Here is a 20,032-nt window from a genome sequence, read left to right on the forward strand (position 1 = left end):
TTCCGGTCTACATCGCGATCGCGTTCGCGCTCGTGATCGCGCTGCCACTGGGCATCTGGGTGTTTGCTCCGCTGCGGCGGCGCGCGACCGCCGGCCTTGCCATCGTCGACGAGCGTCGCCGCCGTGACCGCGAGCGGCTGCGGGCCCGGCTGCGCGGCGAGAACCCGCGGGAAAACGAATGACACGCGAGGCATTCGGGACCGCGTTCGTCGGTGCCGACGGATTCCTGGACACCCCGAGCGTCGGGCTGCCGCCGCGGTTCGTCGCAGACGCGCTGCGCGACTGCATCGGCTGGTGGGAGGCGGGGACGTTGGACGTGACCCAGTTCGACGAGGCGCTTGGGTCGGCCATCGCGCGGGCGGCGGCACAGGCGGTTCGGGCACACCCCGTTCACCCGGTCGGCGAAGAAGGTGCTCGAACTGGGGCTGCGAGAAGCCATCGCGCACAAGGACCGATTGGATCGGTTGCGAGCACATCGTGCTCGGCATTCTGCGCGGCGGCGACGAGTGCGGGGCGGCACTGCTGACCGAGCATGTCGAGACCCAGCGGCTGCGCGGCGAGGTGATCGCGCTGCTCGACCAGGCCGCCTAACGTCGGTGACGCCGCCATCTCCTTGTTCGACGCGCCGCGTGCGACCAGGCACGCACCGGCGGCGTGCGGGTCTCCGTGGTCTGCCAGCGACCTTGAACCAACTTGCCGGCCACCCCGTGTTCGATAGAACCAAAGCCTCGGTCAACCGAAAGGTGTACCCCTGTGTCCACGACGCTCGAGGCGTCTGCGGCTGATTCATCGCCGAGCGCCACACGTTCTGCCGTCTTCGGCCGCCGTTGGCTGCAGGGTGCCGCCGTGGTGCGCGTGCTCTTCGGAGTGCTTTGGGCCTGCGACGCGAGCTTCAAATGGCAGCCTGGGTTCATTCACGGGCAGACCCTGCACACCGAGCTCGGCAAGGTCTCGCAGGTCAACACGCCCGTCATCCACCAGTGGCTGGCGCTGACACACATGGTCGGCATGGCCAATCCGCCCGTCTTCGCGCTGGGCATCGCCATCGTCGAGACGTTCGCCGCGCTAGCCCTGATTCTTGGAGTGCTGTCCAATGCCGCGTTCGTCGGCACGGCGGTGCTATCTTTCGGCATTTGGTCGGGCGCTGAGGCTTTCCACCTGCCCTTCAAGCCCGGCATGACAGATCTCGGGCCTTCGGTCGGCTACATCTTTGCGTCGCTGGCCCTGTTCTTCGCGGCGGCCGGCTCGACGTGGAGCGTCGACCGCTGGCTGCGCCCCCGTCTCGGACGATTCGCCTGGCTGGCAGCCCCCGCTGTCGAGCCCCGCGGCCGCTGAGCGATGGGAATATCCGGACCCGAACCCAGCCGCCGACATGGGCGCTGACCAGTCCTTCGATCACATTCGACGTTGAAGTACAGCACGCCAACTCTGGCCAGCCGAAGTCGGTGGCGTTCGGCATCGGCGAAATGCGAGGCTGTCCATGATGACTCGCGCATCTCTATCATGTGGGGACGTTCCACCCTCCGCGGCGATGATGCTGCCCCTGGAAAGTCTTCAACGCCCAAGCGCATAGAGCCCCGCGCCGATGGGCATAACTACATCGCGGAGCGGAATAGCACCTGCTATCGAACATCAGGCTCGCCTGGGTCCAGCCTGGTTCGTCCGCAATATGCAGGGCCGCTGAACGTACAGAACAACGTGACAGGGCCCGCGGCGATCGGTGTTAAAAGGGAGCACAGCATGGCCGAGACAGGGTTTTCTTCGTTCAACACCACGGTCGACAAGACAACCGAATCCTGAAGCAAATCGAGGAGGCATGCGACTGGCCGAAGGAGCGGCGCAACCAGTCCTACGCGGCACTGCGGGCGGTTCTGCACCCGCTTCGCGACCGGTTGACGGTCGACGAGGCTGCGCAGCTCGCGGCACAGCTGCCTATGTTGGTGCGCGGCATCTACTACGACGGCTGGGAGCCCACGCGTGTGCCCGTGAAGATGGACAAGGACGAATTCCTCGCGCGGGTTCGCAAAGAGTTTCCGTACGACATCCGGGGCAGCCTGGATGAGCTGGTCCAGACCGTCCTGCAAGCCCTCAGGAGCTACATCACTGAGGGCGAGTGGCAGGACATCAAGTCGAGCATGCCGAAAGACCTGGCCACCGCCTTCCCGTGAGGCGCGGGTCGGGACCACGCATCGGCAGCACCGGACAAGCCGGCACGATGATCGACGCGCTCGATCAGGACACCTGAGCCGGCGCTACCTGGCCAGCGTCAACGCCAGTGCGACGGCCACCGACCACACCAGCATCGTCAGCCCGGTGTCGCGCAACACCGGGATCAGCTCGCGGCCGCCGCTGCCCGCACGCACCGGCGCCGCGGCCCGCACCGCGAGCGGCGCGGCCACCAGCGCCACCAGGCACCACGGCGTCGCCAGGACCAGCACCACGGTCAACGCCCCGGCGGCCGCCATCAGGCCCTGGTAGAGCAGCCGTGTTCGGCGATCGCCGAGGCGCACCGCCAGGGTCCGTTTCCCGGCGCGGGAGTCGGTCGGGATGTCGCGCAGGTTGTTGGCCACCAGCACGGCGCTTGACATCGAGCCGATCGCGACGGCCAACACCACGCCGATCCAGTCGATCCGCAGTGCTTGTACGTACTGCGTACCCAGCACCGCGACCGGACCGAAGAACACGAACACCGCAAGCTCGCCAAAACCAAAGTAGCCGTACGGCTTTGACCCACCGGTGTAGAGCCACGCCCCGGCAATGCACGCCGCGCCAACCGCGATCAGCCACGGCTCGCTACAGACCGCCAGGGCCAGGCCCGCCACCGCCGCTATTGCCAGACTGACGCATGCCGCCGTCAGCACAGCTCGCGGCGCCGCCAGCCGCGAGCCCACCAGCCGCACCGGGCCGGCCCGGTCGTCGTCGGTGCCGCGGATCCCGTCGGAGTAGTCGTTGGCGTAATTGACGCCGATGATCATCGCGACCGCGACGACCAGCGCCAGCAATGCCTTCCACCACACCGCCGCGTGCAGCCACGCCGCGGCGCCGGTTCCGGCGACCACCGGGGCAACCGCGTTGGGCAGTGTCCGCGGGCGGGCGCCCTCGATCCATTGCGCGAAGCTGGCCACAACCGATCCTTACACGGGGCATGCCCGACAATGGTCGCCATGCTCGGAGTCATCGGCGGCAGCGGCTTCTACACGTTCTTCGGCGACGACGCCCGCAGCGTGACCGTCGACACTCCGTACGGACCGCCCAGCGGCGCGATCACGATCGGCACCGTGGGCGATCACGAGGTCGCGTTCCTGCCGCGGCACGGCATCAAGCACGAATTCTCACCGCACACCGTGCCGTATCGCGCCAACATGTGGGCGTTGCGGGCGTTGGGCGTGCGCCGCGTCTTCGGGCCGTGCGCGGCCGGCAGCCTAACCCCGGAGTTCGGTCCCGGCGCGACCGTCGTGCCCGACCAGCTCGTCGACCGAACCCGGGGCCGCATCGACACCTACTTCGATTCCGGGGGCATCCACGTCGGCTTCGCCGACCCGTACTGCCCGACGCTGCGCGAGGCCGCGCTGCAGCCGCGCGTGATCGACGGCGCCACGATGGTCGTCGTTCAGGGGCCGCGGTTTTCCACCCGGGCCGAGAGCCAGTGGTTCGCCTCGCAAGGCTTCACCCTGGTGAACATGACCGGCTACCCCGAGGCGGTCCTTGCCCGCGAGCTGGAAATGTGCTATGCGGCAATCGCTCTGGTGACCGATCTTGACGCGGGCATAGAAGTCGGTGCCGGCGTGCGGGCGGTAGACGTGTTCACAGAGTTCGAGCGCAACCTCGGTCCGTTCAAACAAGTCGTGCTTGACGCGATCGGCAAGGTGGCCGTCGAACGCACCTGCACCGATTGCCTACCGCACGAGGGCGTCCAGTTGCCATTCGAGCTGCCGTGAGGGTGCTGCTGACCGGGGCGGCCGGGTTCATCGGCTCGCGCGTGCAAACCGAACTGCAAGCCGACGGCCACGACGTCGTCGCCATCGATCTGTTGTTGCCCGCCGCGCACGGCCCGCTCAGCCGGCCGCCGTCCGGCTGCCGCGCAGTGGATGTCGCTGACGCCGAGAGCCTGGCCCGGCTGCTCGACGGCATAGACGTGGTCTGCCACCAGGCCGCAATGGTCGGGGCCGGGGTGGACCCCGCTGATGCTCCGGACTACGGCCGCCACAACGACTTCGCCACCGCGGTGCTGCTGGCCGAGATGTACAAGGCCGGCTGCCGGCGCCTGGTGTTGGCGTCGTCGATGGTGGTCTACGGCCAAGGTTCCTATGACTGCCCGCGCCACGGTCCGGTCGACCCTCCGCCACGGCGGCGCGAGGACCTCGACGCGGGAATTTTCGAGCACCGCTGCCCGATCTGCGGCGAAACGCTGAGCTGGCGGCTCGTCGACGAGGATGCGCCGCTGCGCCCGCGCAGCCTGTATGCGGCCAGCAAGACCGCACAGGAGCATTACGCGCTGGCCTGGGCCGAAGCCAGCGGCGCCTCGGTGACCGCGTTGCGCTATCACAACGTTTACGGGCCGGGCATGCCACGCGACACCCCGTATTCCGGGGTGGCCGCGATCTTTCGCTCGGCGCTCGCGAGCGGCCGTCGGCCACAAGTCTTCGAGGACGGACGCCAGATGCGCGACTTCGTGCACGTCGACGACGTTGCCGCCGCCAACATGAAAGCCGTCAACATGGCGCCCGACGGGTTCGTCGCCGCGAACATCTGCTCAGGGCGGCCGATCTCGATTCTCGAGGTGGCCGAGCAACTGTGCGCCGCGTGCGGCGGTCCGCCGCCGCGCATCACCGGCGGTTACCGCAGCGGCGACGTGCGCCACATCGTGGCTGACCCGGCCCGCGCCCGCGAGCTGCTCGGCTTCACTGCCAGCATTCAGCCGGAGGCCGGGCTGCGTGACTTCGCGAAAGCGCCGCTTCGTGATTGACTTCCCGTGGTGGGCAGGTTTGCAGCGGCGGCTGATCTACTTCCCGTCGCGCGTCCCGGTGCCTCGCGCGGCGACGGTGCTACCGCGCGGCCAGGACATGCTCCTTGAAACCAGCGACGGCCTGCTGTTGAGCGCGTGGTTCGCCCCCGCGTCCGCCGACGGTGGACCGGCCGTACTGCTCTGCAACGGTAACGGCGGTGACCGGAGGCTACGGGCGCCGCTTGCAGCCGCGCTGAATGCGGCAGGACTGTCGGTGCTGCTGTTCGACTACCGCGGATACGGCGGTAACCTGGGCCGGCCTTCCGAGCAGGGCCTGGTGGCCGACGCCCTGGCGGCACAAGCGTCATTGGTGGCACGGCCCGAGGTCGACCCGGACCGGATCGTGTACTTCGGTGAATCGCTGGGCGCCGCGGTCGCGGTGCGGCTCGCCATCGAACGGCCCCCTGCCGCGGTGGTTTTGCGGTCACCGTTCACGTCGCTGCCCGACGTCGGCCGACTGCACTACCCGTGGCTGCCGGTCGGCGCGCTGCTGCTCGATCGCTACCCGTCCATCGATTGGATTGGTCAACTCGCCGCACCGCTGCTCGTGGTAGCCGGCGATCGCGACACCATCGTGCCGCCCGAGCTCAGCCGCCGGCTGTATGACGCGGCGCCAAAGGTTCTGGAGCCGAAGCGGTTTCTGATCGTGCGCGGGGCCGGCCACAACAGCCCGGCGCTACTCGACGGCCGTCACATGATCGGCGAGATCGTCGGCTTCCTGACGCGGGCGGGCGTGCTGCCGGTCACCGGTGGGTCGGGCGACGGCTAGCTGCCGACATTGCCTGGCCGCCGATGGCGACTAATCCGTGAACTCGATGCGCACCGAAATCGGATCGCTTTGCAGTGCACGCATTCCCAGGGCCGTCGCGGCGCCGGCGATCCTCCCGTTGGCGAAGCCGCGCGCTCGCGCCTTGACGTCGTCGTCGGGACGCAACGTCGCGGTGCCGGCGCGCCACCGGTCGCCGACCCGAACCCGCACGGCGGGGTTCGCCTTGATGTTGTGGGCCCAGCCCGCGCGGTGGCCGTGTTGCGAGATCACCCAGACGCCGCGATCGTCGGCGCTGCCGGTGAGGTAGACGTGACGCGGCGCGCCGGACTTGCGGCCCACCGTCTCCAACTCGACCACCAGCGAGGACCGCACGCCGATCCGATCCAGCGCGCCGATCAGTGGATTGACCACGCTGCGGCCGACCTGGCGCTCGAACTTGAACTTGCGTAACCCGGTTCCTGCCATCGCCAACCCTTCGACCCCTTCGACCCGGTGCGGTCAACGACATTAATGGACCAATTGGTACAAATCAAGCCGCGGGATCGGCACGAATCAGGCGTGGCTCACGTGGCCTCCTTGATCAGTAGATTCGGTCCTTCCGGTCCGCCGTGAACCGGGTAGTAAGTGCGATGCGTGTCCGAGTTGACCGCCACCACATGCGCGCCGTCGGCCAGGAAGTCGGAGCGGATCACCGGAACGCTGCGATCGTGCAGGAGCAGCACGGCGACGATGCCGCTCTCGGCGGCAACATACAGCCGGCGGCCGGACGTGTCGTAGGCGAGCATGTCGGGGCCTTGGCCGACCGGGTAGGTCCCGGCGATGCTCCAGTTCGTCGAATCGACGATGACGACGGTGGCGTTGTAGTTGCACCCGACGAACACCAACCGGTCCTGCTCGGCGACGCTCACGCCGCGCGGGCCGTCACAGTTGGGCAGTGACACCCGTTGAGCGACCGTCATCGACTGGGCATCGATCACGGCCAACTGGTTGTTGCCCTGCACCGCAAGCAGCATCCGGTCGCTTCTCGAATCGTAACCAACATTGCCAATCTCGCCGCCGATGTCTACGTTGCCGCGCTCTTGCAAGGTGGCCCCGTCCAGGACGGTCAGAGTCCCGCTTTCGCGGTTGGACACCCACACCGCGTGGCGTCGGGAATCGTATGCCAATCCGTCCGGATAATTCCCCGTCGGAGCGCGCCCCACCTCCAGCCCAGTGGTCTCGTCGATAGCCACCAGCTGGTTGACCCGGGTGGCGTTCGCATACACCCGGCTCTGTTCACCGACGGCCAGCACCCCATGTACGGCCTGCAGATTCCGTATGGTGCTCACCACGCGCTGCGCGTTGATGTCGACCTGGATGACGTCGTTTTGCCCTGGGTGTGAGATGAACAACAAACCCCGTTGTGCATCCAAGCTGGCGGAGTCGAACCGCGAATTATCCCCTGGCAGCGGCATTTCCCCCACCGAGCGCAGCGGTAACCCCAGCGGCAGATTTTGCGGAACATCTTGCGGCTGCGCTCGATTCGAGCACCCTCCCACCAGCAACACAGCTGCGAACAGCACTACATGCAATGCACCGGCGGCCCACGACCCACTACGCCGGTTTGGCGTCATAAGCCATGTTCCCACAACCGGTTAACGATATGGCGCCTTATCAAGATCAGACGGCACCGAAGTCCCAGGTCAATCGTCCACGGCGAGCGGTAATCGCACCTCGAACCGGGCGCCCGTGCCGAGATTGCGGGCGGTCAGCGTGCCGCGGTGCGCATTGACCAGGCCCGCGGCGATCGCCAGTCCCAATCCGGATCCGCTCGGCAGTGACGAATCCGATCGCGGCACCCGGCTGTTGGAGCCGCGGTAGGCAACGTCGAACACCCGGGGCAGGTCGGCCTCGTCGATCCCCACGCCGGTGTCGTCGACGCGCGCGTATGCGCCGTCCTCATCGGAGCCGAGCGCCAGCTCCACCCTGCCACCGGCCGGAGTGTGCGCGATCGCGTTGGCCACCAGGTTGGACAGCACCCGAACCAGCGCACGGTCACTGCCGAATACCTGCACCGGCGTGCCGGGCAGCGTCATCTGCAGCGACACTCCGGCGCGCTCGGCGGCGATGCGATGCGCGGCCATCACATCGTCGGCGACCTCGTCGAGCGCGACCTTCTCATGCGCAGGCTGTACCGCACCGGCGTTGATCTTAGACATCTCGAACAGGTCGTCGACCATCTCCGATAGTCGAATCGATTCCTGTTCAATGTGTTTGGCGTGCTGGCGCACCTCGTCTTCGTCGACCACGCCATCGGCGATCGCCTCCGACACCGCACGGATGCCGGCCAGCGGAGTGCGCAGGTCGTGGCTGACGAATGCGACCAGCCGCCGCCGCGACTGCTCGGCTGCTCGTTCGGCGTCGCGAGCCTGCCTCTCCCACACCGTTCTTCGGGCCTGGTAGCGCGCCAGCATCACCGCAGCCGGGATCGTCACGAGCGAGATGATCGTCATCACGATCGACGTCTGCTGAAATGTCTCGGTAATCATGAACCGGCTTGCGCCGAGCACGCCTGCGATCGTCGCCAACGTCGGAATCAGCACCAGCAGCGCCATACTCAGCGCCAGCGACCGAGATCGCACCAGCCACACCACCAACCAGCCGAGCAGTACCAACGGCACCGAGCAGCCCAGTGCCCACGCGACCATCTCGAGGAAGTCACGCCAACCCATCGCCGCTCCACACGTATCCGCGGCCCCACACCGTCTGCAGCCGGTGGTGGCCACCGAGTTTCGCGCGTAGCCGCTTGACGTGCACCGTGACCGTCGACAGATCACCGAAGTCCCACCGCCATACTCGCGTCAGGAGTTCCTCACGCGTGAATACGGTGTCGGTGTGTGTCAGGAAGAACAGCAGCAGCTCGAACTCGCGATTGGTGAGCGTGACCGGTACGCCGGCAACCCGCACCGCGCGGGCCGCGGTCGCGACGGTCAGCGCGCCCTCGGTGATCTCCAGCGGCAGCGTGGTCGCCGGCGCGGACACCCGGCGCAGCACAGACCGCACCCGCAGCGCGACCTCGCGCGGGCTGAACGGCTTGGTCACATAGTCGTCGGCGCCCGCCTCCAGGCCGGCGATGCGGTCGTCCTCCTCGCCGAGCGCGGTCAACAATATGACCGGAATCGCGTAGCCGTTGCTACCGCGCAGGGTGCGGCATAACGTCAGGCCGTCGGGACCCGGCATCATCACGTCGAGCACCGCGAGGTCGATGCGCTCGGTGCCCAGCAGCCGCAGCGCCTCGTCACCGTCGTCGGCCACGCTGACCTGGAGGCCGTCGCGCTCGAGGTATCGGCGCACCATGTCGCGGACGACGGTGTCGTCGTCGGCGATGAGCACCCGCGCCACAGCATCTGACAGTAGCCCTGGCCGCAGCCGACCTGCGCCGATGTCACGCATTTGTCACCGATATCGGGGCCGGTGCCCATCTGGGCTGACTAACCTCGGGACACATGCCCGGCTGTTCCGTGACCGTGGTGCTGCCCTGTCTGAATGAGGCGGCATCGCTGCCCGGCGTGCTCGCGGCCATTCCGCGGGGCTACCGCCCCCTGGTCGTCGACAACAACAGCACCGATGAGACGGCCGACGTCGCGCGCCGGCATGGCGCCGACGTGGTCGCCGAGCCGTCGCCCGGATACGGGTCGGCCGTGCATGCCGGGGTGGTCGCGGCGACGACACCCGTGGTCGCGGTGCTCGACGCCGACGGATCGCTGGACGCGTCCCAACTGCCGGCGTTGGTCTCCGAACTGCGGCGCGGCGCCGACCTGGTGACCGGGCGGCGCCGACCGGTGCAGGGACTGCGCTGGCCGTGGCATGCGCGGGCGGGCACCGCCGCGGTGTGCTGGCGGCTGCGAACGCGTTATGGCGTGCCGATCCACGACATCGCGCCGATGCGGGTGACCCGCCGCGACGCGCTGCTGGCGCTCGGCGTGGTAGACCGGCGCTCCGGGTATCCGGTGGAGCTGCTGGTCCGTGCCGCCAAGGCCGGTTGGCGCGTGGTTGAACGCGACGTGCGCTACGGTCCGCGCACCGGGGGCAAGTCGAAGGTCAGCGGGTCGCTCCGAGGCAGTTTCATTGCCGCGCTTGACTTTTGGCGGGTGATCTCATGATCGCCCAGGGGGCAGGAGCGAAGCGACCGGGGGACATTCCCGTAACGGTGCTGGTGCTGGCCAAGGCGCCGCTGCCCGGCCTGGCCAAGACGCGGCTGGCGGCGGTCGTCGGGCCCGAGGCCGCGGCCGACATTGCCGCCGCTTCGCTGCTTGACACGTTGGACGCGGTGGCCGCGGCCCCGGTCGAGGCCGGTGTGGTGGCGTTGACCGGCGACGTGACCAGGGCCGCGCGCGGCGCGGAGCTGCGTGAGCGACTGCGCATGTTCACCGTAATCGCCCAGCGTGGAGTGGATTTCCCGAACCGGCTGGCCAACGCCCACGCTGATGCGTTTGCCGCGGCGGGCCCTCAACCCCTGCTGCAGATCGGAATGGACACCCCACAGGTCACCGCTGAATTGATAACCCGGTGTGCCGAGGCGCTGTTGACCGCGCCCGCGGTGCTCGGCATGGCCACCGACGGCGGCTGGTGGGTGCTCGGCGTGCACTCGGCGACCATGTCCGCTGTGCTGCGTGACATACCGACCTCGCGCGACGACACCGGTGCCGTAACGCTTGCGGCGCTGCGTGAAACCGGCGTGGACGTGACACTTGTCGATCAACTCCGTGACGTCGACACCATCGACGACATCGAGGCGATACGCCACATGTGCCCGCCAGATTCCCGCTTCGCCAAGGCGACCGACGCGCTTGCCCAACCGGCCGACGCGCTTGCCAAGGCGACCGACGCGGCGGGCGGGTGACATGTTCGGCAACCTTTACGAAAGGGCGCTGGCGGGGGAGCGGTGCTGGATCCGCCACGACGACGGCGCAAAGTGTGCGCTGCCGGTGCGCAGCTGGCTGGGCGGCGGCGGCGGCGCCGACGACGTTTTCGACGGCGCCGTGGTCGCGTTGTGCAAGGGGCCGACCATCGACTTGGGCTGCGGTCCTGGGCGATTGGTCACGCACCTGATTCGACGCGGAATACCCGCGCTGGGCGTCGACCAATCGGCCACCGCCGTCGGGATGGCGCGGCGCAGCGGCGCACCCGCCCTGCACCGCGACGTGTTCGACCCGCTTCCCGCCACCGGCCGCTGGCATACCGTGGTGCTGGCCGACGGGAACGTCGGGCTCGGTGGCGACCCGCGTCGGATCCTGGGCCGCGCCGGCGAGCTGTTGCGCCGCGGTGGCCGCTGTGTGGCCGAATTCGACGCCGCAGCAACAGGTGTCCGGCCGCGATGGGTGCGGCTGGAATCGGCCCGCGCCGTCGGCCCGTGGTTCCGGTGGGCCTCGGTGGGTGTGGACAGCGCCGGATGGCTGGCCGACCAGGCCGGCTTGGCGCTCACCGGTTTTCATCCCGCCGGCAGGCGGATCGTCGCGAGTCTGGCTGCCAGATGACCAAGCCCGTCCTGCGCACCGCCCCCGTCACCGCCCGGGTCGGGCTGTGGCTGGGCGTGGCCGTGGCGATCTGCTTCGTTACTGGGCTGATCAGCCACTTCATCCAGCATCCGCAACCGTGGTTCTTCTGGCCGACACGGCCGGTGTGGCTGTACCGGCTGACACAGGGCCTGCACGTGATCTCGGGCATCGCCGCGATCCCGCTGCTGGTGGTCAAGCTGTGGTCAGTGTGGCCAAAGCTGTTCGAGCGGCCCTTCATCGGCACGCTGACCCGCCAGCTGGAGCGCGGCTCGATCCTCGTGCTGGTTGCCGCGATGACGTTCCAGCTGTCCACCGGGATCATGAACATCGCGCAGTGGTACGCGTTCAAGTTCTTCTTCACCACCAGCCATTACGCGATGGCGTATGTCGCGGCCGGGGCGGTATTGGTGCACATCGCGGTGAAGCTGCCGGTGATCCGCCGGGCGCTGGGCGAGCCGCTGGATGCGGGCCTGCCGCCGGATGCGGGCGAGCCGCCGGATGCGGGCCTGCCGCCGGATGCGGGCCTGCCTCCGGGTGCGGGTGAGCCGCCGCGCGGCGGCGTGTCGCGGCGCACGGTGCTACGCGGCACGTGGCTGGCGGTCGGCTTGGCGACCGTGCTGACCGCCGGGCAGACGGTGCCGTGGCTGCGCAAGGTGTCGCTGCTCGCGCCGCGCTCAGGCCACGGGCCGCAGTCGGTTCCGGTGAATCGCAGCGCGGTGGCCGCGGGGGTGCCGCTCCCGGCGGGGTCACCCGACTACCGGCTGACCGTGACCAGCGGCACCACGTCGCGCGCGTTCACCGTCGCGGAACTGACGGCGATGCCGCAGGCAACGCGCCAGTTGCCGATCGCGTGCGTCGAGGGCTGGAGCGCGAACGCCCAATGGACCGGCGTGGTGCTGGCCGACCTGCTGCGCGCCGTCGGCGCCTCGCCGGATTCCGACGTGCGGATGATCTCGCTCGAGCCACCCGGCCCGTATTCACGGACAGTGCTGCCGGCCCGGCACGCCCGTGACTCGGACACGCTGATCGCGCTGAAGCTAAACGGCCAAACCCTCGATCTCGACCACGGCTACCCCTGCCGGCTGATCGCGCCGAGCAGACCCGGTGTGCTGCAAACCAAATGGCTGTCGCGCATCGAAGTGGTGCCGGCATGAGGCTGACCCGGGCGCTGCTCATGATTCTCGGCTTGGCGATCGCCGGTTACGGCGCCGTGCTGGTCTCGGAGAACCCGCCGGTGATCCTGATGCGCATCGTGGTGTGGGCGCTGGCCGGCGTGGTGCTGCATGACTTGGTGTTCGCGCCGCTGTGCGTCGCGCTGGGATTCGCCGGGCGACGGCTGATCCCGCAGCGGTGGTGGGCACCGGTCGCGATCGCGGCGTTCTGCACCGTCGTGCTGATCATGCTGGCGATCCCGGTCTTCGACAAGCCGGGGATGCGGCCGGACAACCTGACCGTGCTCGACCGCAATTACCACGCGGGGTTGTGGATTTCGCTGGGGGTGGTCTGGGCGTGTGTGCTGTTGTACTTGGTTGCGATGCGGCTGCTACCAGTTCGTCAGGATCAGGTGGTTGATCAGCAGCGCTCCGATGATGTTGACGGCGAGCCACCAGCGGTGCGTTGACGGCCGCAGCAGCGCCGGTGCCGCGGTCAGCCACACCGTGTACGGCAGCCAAATCCGTTCGGTCTCGGCCTTGCTCAGCATGCTGAGGTCGGCGCACAGGATCGCGATCAGCATCGCGATCAGTATCAGGTGCACGCCCGAGCGTCGCCGGATCGCGTCGATGTTCAACAGCCTGCCCAGGCCCGCGACGCTGCCGAGACCGATCGCGCACACCGCCGCAGCGAGGTTGGCCCAGCTCCAGTACTGGAACGGGCGGTCCTTGGCAATGCCCTGCCAATACCGTTGCTGCACAAGGGTATAGCCGTCGAACCACCAGAAGCCGTAGGCGGCGAACACGACAATGACGGCCGCCGCGGCGGGCACAGCCCCGGCCAGCGTCGTCCACACGGCGCCGGCGTTGCGCGCCGCGATCAGCACGGCCAGTGCGGGCAACGCCATCAGCGCCAGCCCGTAGTTCAGGAAGATCGCCCAGCCCAGCAGCAGACCGGCGGCGATCGCGGCAAGGATCGGCAATCCGACGGAGCGGGTCGCGGCCAGGGCCAGCAGGGCGATGCCCCACGCCGCAACGCCGGCGAAGTAGCCGTCGGCCGACACCGCGATCCAGATCGCGGTCGGCGCGACCGCGACGAACGGCGCGGCCAGCCGTGCGGTGTTCTCGTCGTTGACTGCCCGCAGCGCCACGATGATCGCGGTGGCCGCGCTCGAACCGACGACCAAACACAGCCACCCGGCCCATGCGCCGCCACCGAGACCGATGCGGTCGAGCCAGACGAATGTCAGCAGCGCACCGGGCGGATGACCGGACACATGGGTGATCCACGAATTCGGTTGGAAATCAAGGATTCGGCTGGAGAACGTGCGCAGCGCCCCGGGTATGTCGGTGATGGCGCGCACCTGGTTGAGGTACTCGTTGCGGGCGGTGAGCCGTCCGGCGAAGCCGGCGTGCCAGCCGTCGATCATCGCCAGCGAGAAGGCCCACGCCGCGGAGGTGGCCCATGCGGTCAGCGTCAGCGCGCGCCAGGGCAACCGCTGCGCCACGGTCGGTCCCCACAGCACGGCCGCGATGCCGATCAGGACCGCGGCGATGGTGCCCCATCCGACATGTGCGTTCCACCAGCCGAAGATCGGCGCCGTTTGTGCGAACGCGGCGATTCGCGCCGGTGACGAGTTGATCAGCGGTGTCACGATACCCAGGTGCAGGTGCGGCACCCAGAACGCCGCCACCACAAGCACCACGCCAAGCGATACCGAAATCGCCTCGCCGCGACCGCTCCTCACCGTGGTTACGCGGGCCGGTCGGCGACCGGACTGTCATTGACCAGAAGATCGGCCAGTGCCGCGTCAAGCGTCGGGAATTGGAATTGGAAGCCGCTGGCGCCGAGCACTTTCGAGGTGGCATGGCGCCCGGTCAGGCCGAGCGCGGGATCACTGCGCAATGCGACGGCGCCGACCCTGAGCAGTGCGGCCGGGGTCGGCAGCGCGTACCGGGGGTGCAGCCGGCGGCGCAGCGTGTCCATCAACTCCTCGTTGCGCACCGGGTGGTCGGCGGCCGCAACGACGATTCCGGCGGGTATCGTCACGTCCGGTGTTAAACCGAGGCACGCGCGCACGACGCCGAGCCAGTCGGCGACATGTATCCACGAAAACCACTGCCGCCCATCGCCGACTCGCCCACCCAGGCCGAGCTTCGTCAGTTGGACGAGTCGGCGCATCGCCGGCGCGTCGCGGTCCAGCACGATCGACGTGCGTAGAAGGACGCCGTGGTAGGTGTTGGCGCCGTCGAATGCCTGCTCCCAGGGCACCGCAACGCCGGTCATCTGCGGAAGCCCGACCGGTATCGGCGTGGACTCGTCGCATCGGGTCTCACCCGCGTCCGACCAGATCGCGGTCGTGCTGGCCTGAATCCAGTGGGTCAACGGGGTTTTGAGGTGGTGGCTCGCCCGCACCAGGGCTCGGGTGGGCAGCACCCGGCTACGGATGAGTTCGGCGATGTTCCGTTTGCTCGGCCGGCAGTCAACCGGCTTGCCGGCCAGGTTGATCAACGCCGTGTGCGGACCGTCGAGTTCGGCGGCCCACTCTGCGACGTTCTCGCCGTCCCATTGCACTTGCCGCGTCGGCAGCTGCGGATCGGGCCGGCGGGTCAGGATCACGACGTCATGACCGCGGCCGTCGAGGTCCTCGGCGATGTGCCGGCCGAGCGCTCCGCTGCCGCCGGCCAGGACGACTTTCACACGGCTACGCTAACGCTCGATTAGCCTGTCTCGTCATGAACATCGGCGAAAACGCCTCGTGTTGACCCCCGCCGCCCCCGCCCCGGCCACCGCCCGCGCCTCGGCCACCGCGCGCCCCCACGCCACCGCCCGCGTCCGCGCCACCGCCCGCGCCCTCGCCCTCGGAGTGGCAGCCACGCTGGTCGGATGCGGCGCGCCGACCAATCGCCAGGATGCCGCGAAGGACAACCAAGCCGTCCTTGCCCAGGAGGCGCGTTGGCTGACCGCAATCACCTCGGGCGATCGCAACACCGTCGAATCGATCCTCACCGCCGACTTCAAGCACATCACCAGCGAGGGCAAGCTGCTGAACCGCGAGCAGGAGATCACCGGCATCGTCAAGGTCGGGTTCACGATGAACCCGACCGAGCAGCTGGTCGACGTGGTCGGTGACACAGCGGTGATACACGGAGTGAACACCCTTACCGAATCGGGCAGCGTCCTGGCTCGCGAGCGATTCACCGACGTATTCATCAAACAGAACGGCAATTGGATGGCGTTGTCGGCGCAGGAAACCACCTCGACTGCGTAACCAGGGATTTCACAGCAAACAATAACAACGGCACAAGAATCGCAAATCCCGCGAATTCGGTAGCCGCGCCCGGGTACTGTTCCGAGCGATTCATCGGTGCAGGCAGCGAATTGAGGAGCGCCCATGCCGGTCCGTCGAAGCAAGCTCTTTATGGCGATCGCTGTTGCCGTTGTCGTGTCGCTGACGCTGATGATGACGTCGTGCACGTCGCACAAGCCCGAGGCGTCGGTAGGCGTAAACGCCGGTCCGAACGGCAAACCGGCGCCCTACCGGGAACCGGTGAAACTGTCCAGCAAGGACGGGGTCCTCGAGGTGCGGCTATCGGCGCACCAGGGCACGGTCAACCTCGACACCGTCTCGAAACCGGTGTCGGACTTCCTGATCTTCGGATACGAAGTCATCAAGGGCACGAGTTCCGACGGTTCCACCAAGGGCGACAACACGTACCCCGCGCCGACGCTGCGCGTCGATCCGGGCGAGCATCTTATCGTGCACTTCGACAATGACTTGCAGGACTTGACGATTCAGGACTTCTACGACCCGGCGTGGACGCCGGCGGGCGGCCAGGTGCCGCTCTACCCGCCGACCCTGACGTCGGCGCCGATCAATCTGCACCTGCACGGGGTGCACGTCAGCCCGACCGGCAACCAAGACAATGTCTTGCTATCGATCCCGGCGGGGATGAGCAACACCTACGACTTCGCCATACCGAAGGACATGCCCCACGGGATGTACTGGTACCACGGCCATCGCCACACGCTCACCGCCCAACAGACGTATCTGGGGCTGGCCGGGATGCTCGAGATCGGACGTCCCGACGGCAATCTGCCGGTGGTCACCAACAACCACATCCCAATTCGGGACATGGCGCTGCAGTACGACTTTGTGTTCGACCGCAAGGGCAACGGTCACCAGCTGAACAACCCGACGTGGCCGCAGTGGGTCAGCACGCTGAAACCCCCGGAAGGCACCCAACTTGCCGACGGCACCTACGCACCGAGCCTTGCGCCGGTCAACTTCTCGGGGACCGCCAACGGCGCCCAGTTCATGACCAACTGGTACACCGGGCCGCTGTCGCCGGCCAACCACCGCGGCCAGAACGAGTTCATCCCGACGAATCTGCAAAGTTTCACCAGTGATTCGGTGAATGTGCCGGCGGACCCTGGGGTGCCGGACAACCAGCGCGACGTGCAATTCACCGTGAACGGACAATTTCAGCCGCAGTTGAAGCTCAAGCCCGGTCAGACCGAGATCTGGGTGCTGGCCAACATAACCGACTTCGCCTATATGCCGTTACAACTCACCGAAACAGCCACCGGCAACCACCCGAAGTTCTCGATCGTCGGGCAGGACGGTATCCCCTACACCCAGGTGCAGCGCTTTGTCGGCGGCGACGGGACAAGGCTGCTCATCCCGACCGGCGTGCGCTACGCGATCGCGGTCACGATGCCCAAGACCGGCGACCTGGTGCTGGAGATGCCACCAATGCCGGGCGCGAAGCCGGTCACCAACCCCGGCATCCTGTACACGAACAACGGCACCAAGAACTACCCGGCGGTGCTGGGCACGGTGACCGTCGATCCGAAGTACATCAGTTACGCGGACGGCTTCTTCACGTTTCCGACCCAGACCCTGCTGCACGTGACGCCCGACGCGGGGGTAGGCCAGACCACCGCATTCGAACCCGGCCAGAATCTCGACACGTACACCTCGTATGTCGACACCTCCGTCATGACGCCCGACATGACCCGCGACTTCAAGCTCACCGGCGGCTTCGACAACGAGAAGGCAAGCAAGGGCGATCCCAAGGCCTTCACCTACGAGATCGACGACAACACGTTTCCGAACATCCCGCTGATCCAGCCGCGCCTCGATTCCGTTGAGGAGTGGAAGTTCAGCAACTTCAACAACGACGGCCATCCAATTCACGTGCACGTCAACAACTTGCAAGTCACCGAGGTCGTCGATCCGGTCGCAGGCACCAGGACCGGGGTCCAGCCGTGGGGGCAGGACATCGTGAACGTGCCACAGCCGACCACCGACGCCAATGAGAACGCCTTAACACCCGCCACGGTGACGATGCGCACCCAATTCGTCGAATACACCGGCGCTTTCGTGATGCATTGCCACCGGCTCAACCACGAGGACAACGGGATGATGGCTCTGATCAACGTGATCCCGACGGTGTCCAGCTATGCGGTTGCGATCCCGGGCTCGAAGGGTGCACCCGCCACGGTGGAGGTCCGTGACGGCAACGGCGACAAGGTGCTCGCCGTGCCCACGCCCTTTCCGGCGTTCGAGGGCACGCCGTCGGTGGCCATGGCCGACGTGAACGGCGACGGGGTTCTCGATCTCATCGTCGGCACCGGCGCCGGTGTGGCGCCCGAGGTGGTGGTCTACGACGGCGCGAACGGCGGGCTGGGCCCGTTCAGCAACGAGCTGGCCCGCTTCTCGCCGTTCAACACCGATTTCCGCGGCGGCGTCAGCGTCGCCGGCGCCGACGTCGACGGAAACGGGCTGAGGGACAACATCATTGTCGCGGCGGGGCCCGGAACCGACTCGCAAGTTAAGGTGTTCTCCTCTAGGTTGCCCAACGAGCCGCACAAGGCTCCGGATGTGTTCTCGACCTTCACCCCCTACCCCGGATCGCGTTCGGGCGTGACGCTGGCCACCGGTCTGGTCGACGCCGCCTCGGGCCGCCCCAGCATCGTCACCGCCCCAGGACCGGGAGAACCGGCGCACATCAAGACGTTCCGCTATGACCTGTACACGCCGACGGAAAGGGCGAAAGCCAAGGGCGCCCACGCTTCTCAGATCACCGAGCCGGCCACCACGTCGGACTTCCTGGCCTACGACGCCGCCTACACCGGGGGTGTCTCGCTCGCGGCAGGGTGGGTGGCCGGCGCCGAGGGCGGAGCGCAGAGCATCGTCACCGGCCAGCTCGCCGGCGACGGCACGGTGCAGGTGTGGTCGACCGGCTCGCGGCTGGACGGTCAGCCACAGATGTACCTGGAAAGCGCCAACCACGACATGGGCGCCGTCCACTTCGCCTCGATCGCCTCGTTCGCCCCGTTTGTCGGGCCGGCCGCGGCCGCCGGTCTCCGGGTGGCGACAACCAGCACGACCACCGGCGCGCACCTTCTGGTCAGCGGTGCCGGACCCGCGGGCTCGGAGGTTCGCAAGTATGGGCTGGTGCGCGCCGATCCGCAGGCCAAAACGTTGTCGCCCAACCTGTTGACGACGCTGCCACCCGTTCCCGTCGCGGGCGCGCAGATAGCCGGGCGGTAGCTCAGGGCAGGTGCCAGCACACGGTAGCTCAGGGCAGGTGCCAGAACACGGTGGTGATCAGGTAGATGACCACCGTCCAGGCCACCATGACCGCGGCGACGAGGGCGATTCCGCGTAAATTGGTGCGCGCCTTCGGCGCATCGGCCCGCGGCCACAGCCATTGCTTCAGCAGCGGGTTGACGTAGTACGGCATCGTCACGAAGGTCATGACGGAACTGGACAACAGGTTTCCCACCAGCATGGCGAGCCACAGCGGCAGCTTCAATGGTGACAGCGCGAGGGTGAGCAGCACGACGGTGGGGTACAGGCCGACCCACACCGCGATCGCGGATTTAGTGTTCGACGGCTGCGGCGCCGGCACGCCGTGATCGTCGAACGAAAACCAGCTGCCGAACGAGTTGTCGACGGTGCGCAGCTGAAAATCGCTGAACTTCTTACCCTCGTCGAGAAGTTGCTGGCGTTCCTTTGAGGTGAGCCACTTGTCCAGGTCGGCAACGGTGTCGTAGCGGTACAACACGGTCCAGTCGTCCTGGACACCGGGGATCGGGCGGAAGAGCTCGGAGCCCCGAAAGCCTCCGAACTTGCTCTCCACCGTGCGAAGCCGCTCCTGCCAGGCCAGGAAGTCGTCGACGTCCTCCGGACGCACCCGGTGCGTCACAACGACCGTGACGAGCATGTCGGCGGGTTTACCGCCGCCGCTGACGATCTGTTGGGTGGCCGGTCCGTCGAAGTACTGCTGGCCCTGGGTCATCCATTCCTGGCGGGCGGCGCTGTTGATCCACGCCTGCACATTCGCGATCGTGTCGAATCGGTAGACGACCACCCAATCGGGCTGCGTGGCGGTCGGTTCGGTGACCTCGGCGGCGATGAAGCCGGGATACCGCGATGCGATGTCATTCAGCCTGTGTTGCCAGCGCGAAAAGTCCCGCTCAAAACCGGGTCGCACTCGCTGGCCGATGATCACCGTCGTCTCGGTGTCGGTGGCGTTCTCGGCTGGCATCGCCATCACC

The 20,032-nt window shown here is 67.6% G+C and carries 21 protein-coding genes and 1 pseudogene; 14 read left to right on the forward strand and 8 right to left on the reverse strand.

Annotated features, from left to right (window positions below):
• The 4 genes and pseudogenes from VE759_RS05325 to VE759_RS05340 form a co-directional block, all read left to right on the forward strand.
• A partial coding sequence (locus VE759_RS05325) for a DUF4229 domain-containing protein (protein WP_324928928.1) occupies positions 1-182 on the forward strand: 182 nt, incomplete at its 5' end.
• A gap of 162 nt (positions 183-344) precedes the next feature.
• Positions 345-591: pseudogene (locus VE759_RS05330) on the forward strand (Clp protease N-terminal domain-containing protein); the annotation flags it as partial.
• A 255-nt stretch (positions 592-846) separates the two neighbouring features.
• Positions 847-1,335, forward strand: a complete 489-nt coding sequence (locus VE759_RS05335) for a hypothetical protein (protein WP_324928931.1) — start codon at positions 847-849, stop codon at positions 1,333-1,335.
• Between the two features lie 470 nt (positions 1,336-1,805).
• Positions 1,806-2,168 carry a DUF2267 domain-containing protein gene (locus tag VE759_RS05340; RefSeq protein ID WP_414687838.1) on the forward strand — a complete coding sequence of 121 codons (363 nt, stop codon included), beginning with the start codon at positions 1,806-1,808 and terminating at the stop codon, positions 2,166-2,168.
• Positions 2,169-2,252: 84 nt separating this feature from the next.
• Here VE759_RS05340 and VE759_RS05345 read toward each other — a convergent pair whose 3' ends face one another.
• The gene (locus VE759_RS05345) at positions 2,253-3,125 is read right to left on the reverse strand and encodes a 1,4-dihydroxy-2-naphthoate polyprenyltransferase (protein ID WP_324928933.1); all 873 of its coding nucleotides are present in this window, start codon (positions 3,123-3,125) and stop codon (positions 2,253-2,255) included.
• Between the two features lie 39 nt (positions 3,126-3,164).
• Between VE759_RS05345 and VE759_RS05350 the strand changes: the two genes are divergently transcribed.
• Genes VE759_RS05350 through VE759_RS05360 form a run of 3 tightly spaced genes read left to right on the forward strand, consistent with a single transcriptional unit; the run spans position 3,165 to position 5,774 of the window.
• Entirely contained in the window at positions 3,165-3,938 is a 774-nt protein-coding gene (locus VE759_RS05350) for an S-methyl-5'-thioadenosine phosphorylase (RefSeq protein WP_324928935.1), read from the forward strand.
• Positions 3,935-4,966 carry an NAD-dependent epimerase/dehydratase family protein gene (locus tag VE759_RS05355; protein ID WP_324928938.1) on the forward strand — a complete coding sequence of 344 codons (1,032 nt, stop codon included), beginning with the start codon at positions 3,935-3,937 and terminating at the stop codon, positions 4,964-4,966. Before VE759_RS05350 ends, VE759_RS05355 begins: the two co-directional genes overlap by 4 nt.
• Positions 4,935-5,774, forward strand: coding sequence for an alpha/beta hydrolase (locus tag VE759_RS05360; RefSeq protein ID WP_324928940.1), 840 nt, complete (start codon positions 4,935-4,937; stop codon positions 5,772-5,774). Before VE759_RS05355 ends, VE759_RS05360 begins: the two co-directional genes overlap by 32 nt.
• Positions 5,775-5,804: 30 nt before the next feature.
• On the opposite strand, the gene VE759_RS05365 is transcribed toward VE759_RS05360, so the two are convergent.
• The 4 genes from VE759_RS05365 to VE759_RS05380 form a co-directional block, all read right to left on the reverse strand.
• A complete protein-coding gene (locus tag VE759_RS05365) occupies positions 5,805-6,239 on the reverse strand; it encodes a nitroreductase family deazaflavin-dependent oxidoreductase (RefSeq protein ID WP_324928942.1) in 435 nt (144 codons plus the stop codon).
• 98 nt (positions 6,240-6,337) lie between these two features.
• Entirely contained in the window at positions 6,338-7,228 is an 891-nt protein-coding gene (locus VE759_RS05370; RefSeq protein WP_324928944.1) for a YncE family protein, read from the reverse strand.
• Positions 7,229-7,456: 228 nt separating this feature from the next.
• On the reverse strand, positions 7,457-8,485 hold the full coding sequence (locus tag VE759_RS05375; protein ID WP_324928946.1) for a HAMP domain-containing sensor histidine kinase: 1,029 nt from the start codon (positions 8,483-8,485) through the stop codon (positions 7,457-7,459).
• Positions 8,472-9,155 (reverse strand): response regulator transcription factor, encoded by a 684-nt coding sequence (locus VE759_RS05380; protein WP_324928948.1) that lies wholly within the window; start codon positions 9,153-9,155, stop codon positions 8,472-8,474. Before VE759_RS05380 ends, VE759_RS05375 begins: the two co-directional genes overlap by 14 nt.
• 104 nt (positions 9,156-9,259) lie before the next feature.
• Here VE759_RS05380 and VE759_RS05385 point away from each other — a divergent pair, with 104 nt between their 5' ends.
• From VE759_RS05385 to VE759_RS05405, 5 genes are read left to right on the forward strand one after another with little or no spacing between them, the layout of a single operon-like run.
• Positions 9,260-9,916: a glycosyltransferase family 2 protein gene (locus tag VE759_RS05385; RefSeq protein ID WP_324928950.1), complete on the forward strand. Its 657-nt coding sequence runs from the start codon at positions 9,260-9,262 to the stop codon at positions 9,914-9,916.
• Positions 9,913-10,656 carry a TIGR04282 family arsenosugar biosynthesis glycosyltransferase gene (locus tag VE759_RS05390; protein WP_324928952.1) on the forward strand — a complete coding sequence of 248 codons (744 nt, stop codon included), beginning with the start codon at positions 9,913-9,915 and terminating at the stop codon, positions 10,654-10,656. Before VE759_RS05385 ends, VE759_RS05390 begins: the two co-directional genes overlap by 4 nt.
• Before the next feature lies 1 nt (position 10,657).
• The gene (locus VE759_RS05395; protein ID WP_324928954.1) at positions 10,658-11,290 is read left to right on the forward strand and encodes a class I SAM-dependent methyltransferase; all 633 of its coding nucleotides are present in this window, start codon (positions 10,658-10,660) and stop codon (positions 11,288-11,290) included.
• Positions 11,287-12,465 carry a molybdopterin-dependent oxidoreductase gene (locus tag VE759_RS05400; protein WP_324928956.1) on the forward strand — a complete coding sequence of 393 codons (1,179 nt, stop codon included), beginning with the start codon at positions 11,287-11,289 and terminating at the stop codon, positions 12,463-12,465. The genes VE759_RS05395 and VE759_RS05400 overlap by 4 nt, the downstream gene beginning before the upstream one ends.
• Entirely contained in the window at positions 12,462-12,932 is a 471-nt protein-coding gene (locus VE759_RS05405; protein ID WP_324928958.1) for a hypothetical protein, read from the forward strand. The genes VE759_RS05400 and VE759_RS05405 overlap by 4 nt, the downstream gene beginning before the upstream one ends.
• Here VE759_RS05405 and VE759_RS05410 read toward each other — a convergent pair.
• Together VE759_RS05410 and VE759_RS05415 are read right to left on the reverse strand one after the other, a co-directional pair.
• The gene (locus VE759_RS05410; RefSeq protein ID WP_324928960.1) at positions 12,855-14,210 is read right to left on the reverse strand and encodes a hypothetical protein; all 1,356 of its coding nucleotides are present in this window, start codon (positions 14,208-14,210) and stop codon (positions 12,855-12,857) included. The two genes, VE759_RS05405 and VE759_RS05410, sit on opposite strands and share 78 nt — an antisense overlap.
• A 5-nt stretch (positions 14,211-14,215) precedes the next feature.
• Complete coding sequence (locus tag VE759_RS05415) at positions 14,216-15,163, reverse strand: epimerase (protein ID WP_324928962.1); 948 nt, start codon at positions 15,161-15,163, stop codon at positions 14,216-14,218.
• Positions 15,164-15,221: 58 nt separating this feature from the next.
• Here VE759_RS05415 and VE759_RS05420 point away from each other — a divergent pair, with 58 nt between their 5' ends.
• Both VE759_RS05420 and VE759_RS05425 read left to right on the forward strand, forming a co-directional pair.
• Complete coding sequence (locus VE759_RS05420; protein WP_324928964.1) at positions 15,222-15,734, forward strand: nuclear transport factor 2 family protein; 513 nt, start codon at positions 15,222-15,224, stop codon at positions 15,732-15,734.
• Between the two features lie 123 nt (positions 15,735-15,857).
• On the forward strand, positions 15,858-19,022 hold the full coding sequence (locus tag VE759_RS05425) for a multicopper oxidase domain-containing protein (RefSeq protein ID WP_324928966.1): 3,165 nt from the start codon (positions 15,858-15,860) through the stop codon (positions 19,020-19,022).
• Positions 19,023-19,050: 28 nt separating this feature from the next.
• On the opposite strand, the gene VE759_RS05430 is transcribed toward VE759_RS05425, so the two are convergent.
• Positions 19,051-20,022 carry an antibiotic biosynthesis monooxygenase gene (locus VE759_RS05430; protein WP_324928968.1) on the reverse strand — a complete coding sequence of 324 codons (972 nt, stop codon included), beginning with the start codon at positions 20,020-20,022 and terminating at the stop codon, positions 19,051-19,053.
• Between the last annotated feature and the right edge of the window lie 10 nt (positions 20,023-20,032).

The sequence above is a fragment of the Mycobacterium sp. genome, assembly GCF_035640695.1.
In the GTDB taxonomy this organism is placed as follows: Bacteria; Actinomycetota; Actinomycetes; order Mycobacteriales; family Mycobacteriaceae; genus Mycobacterium.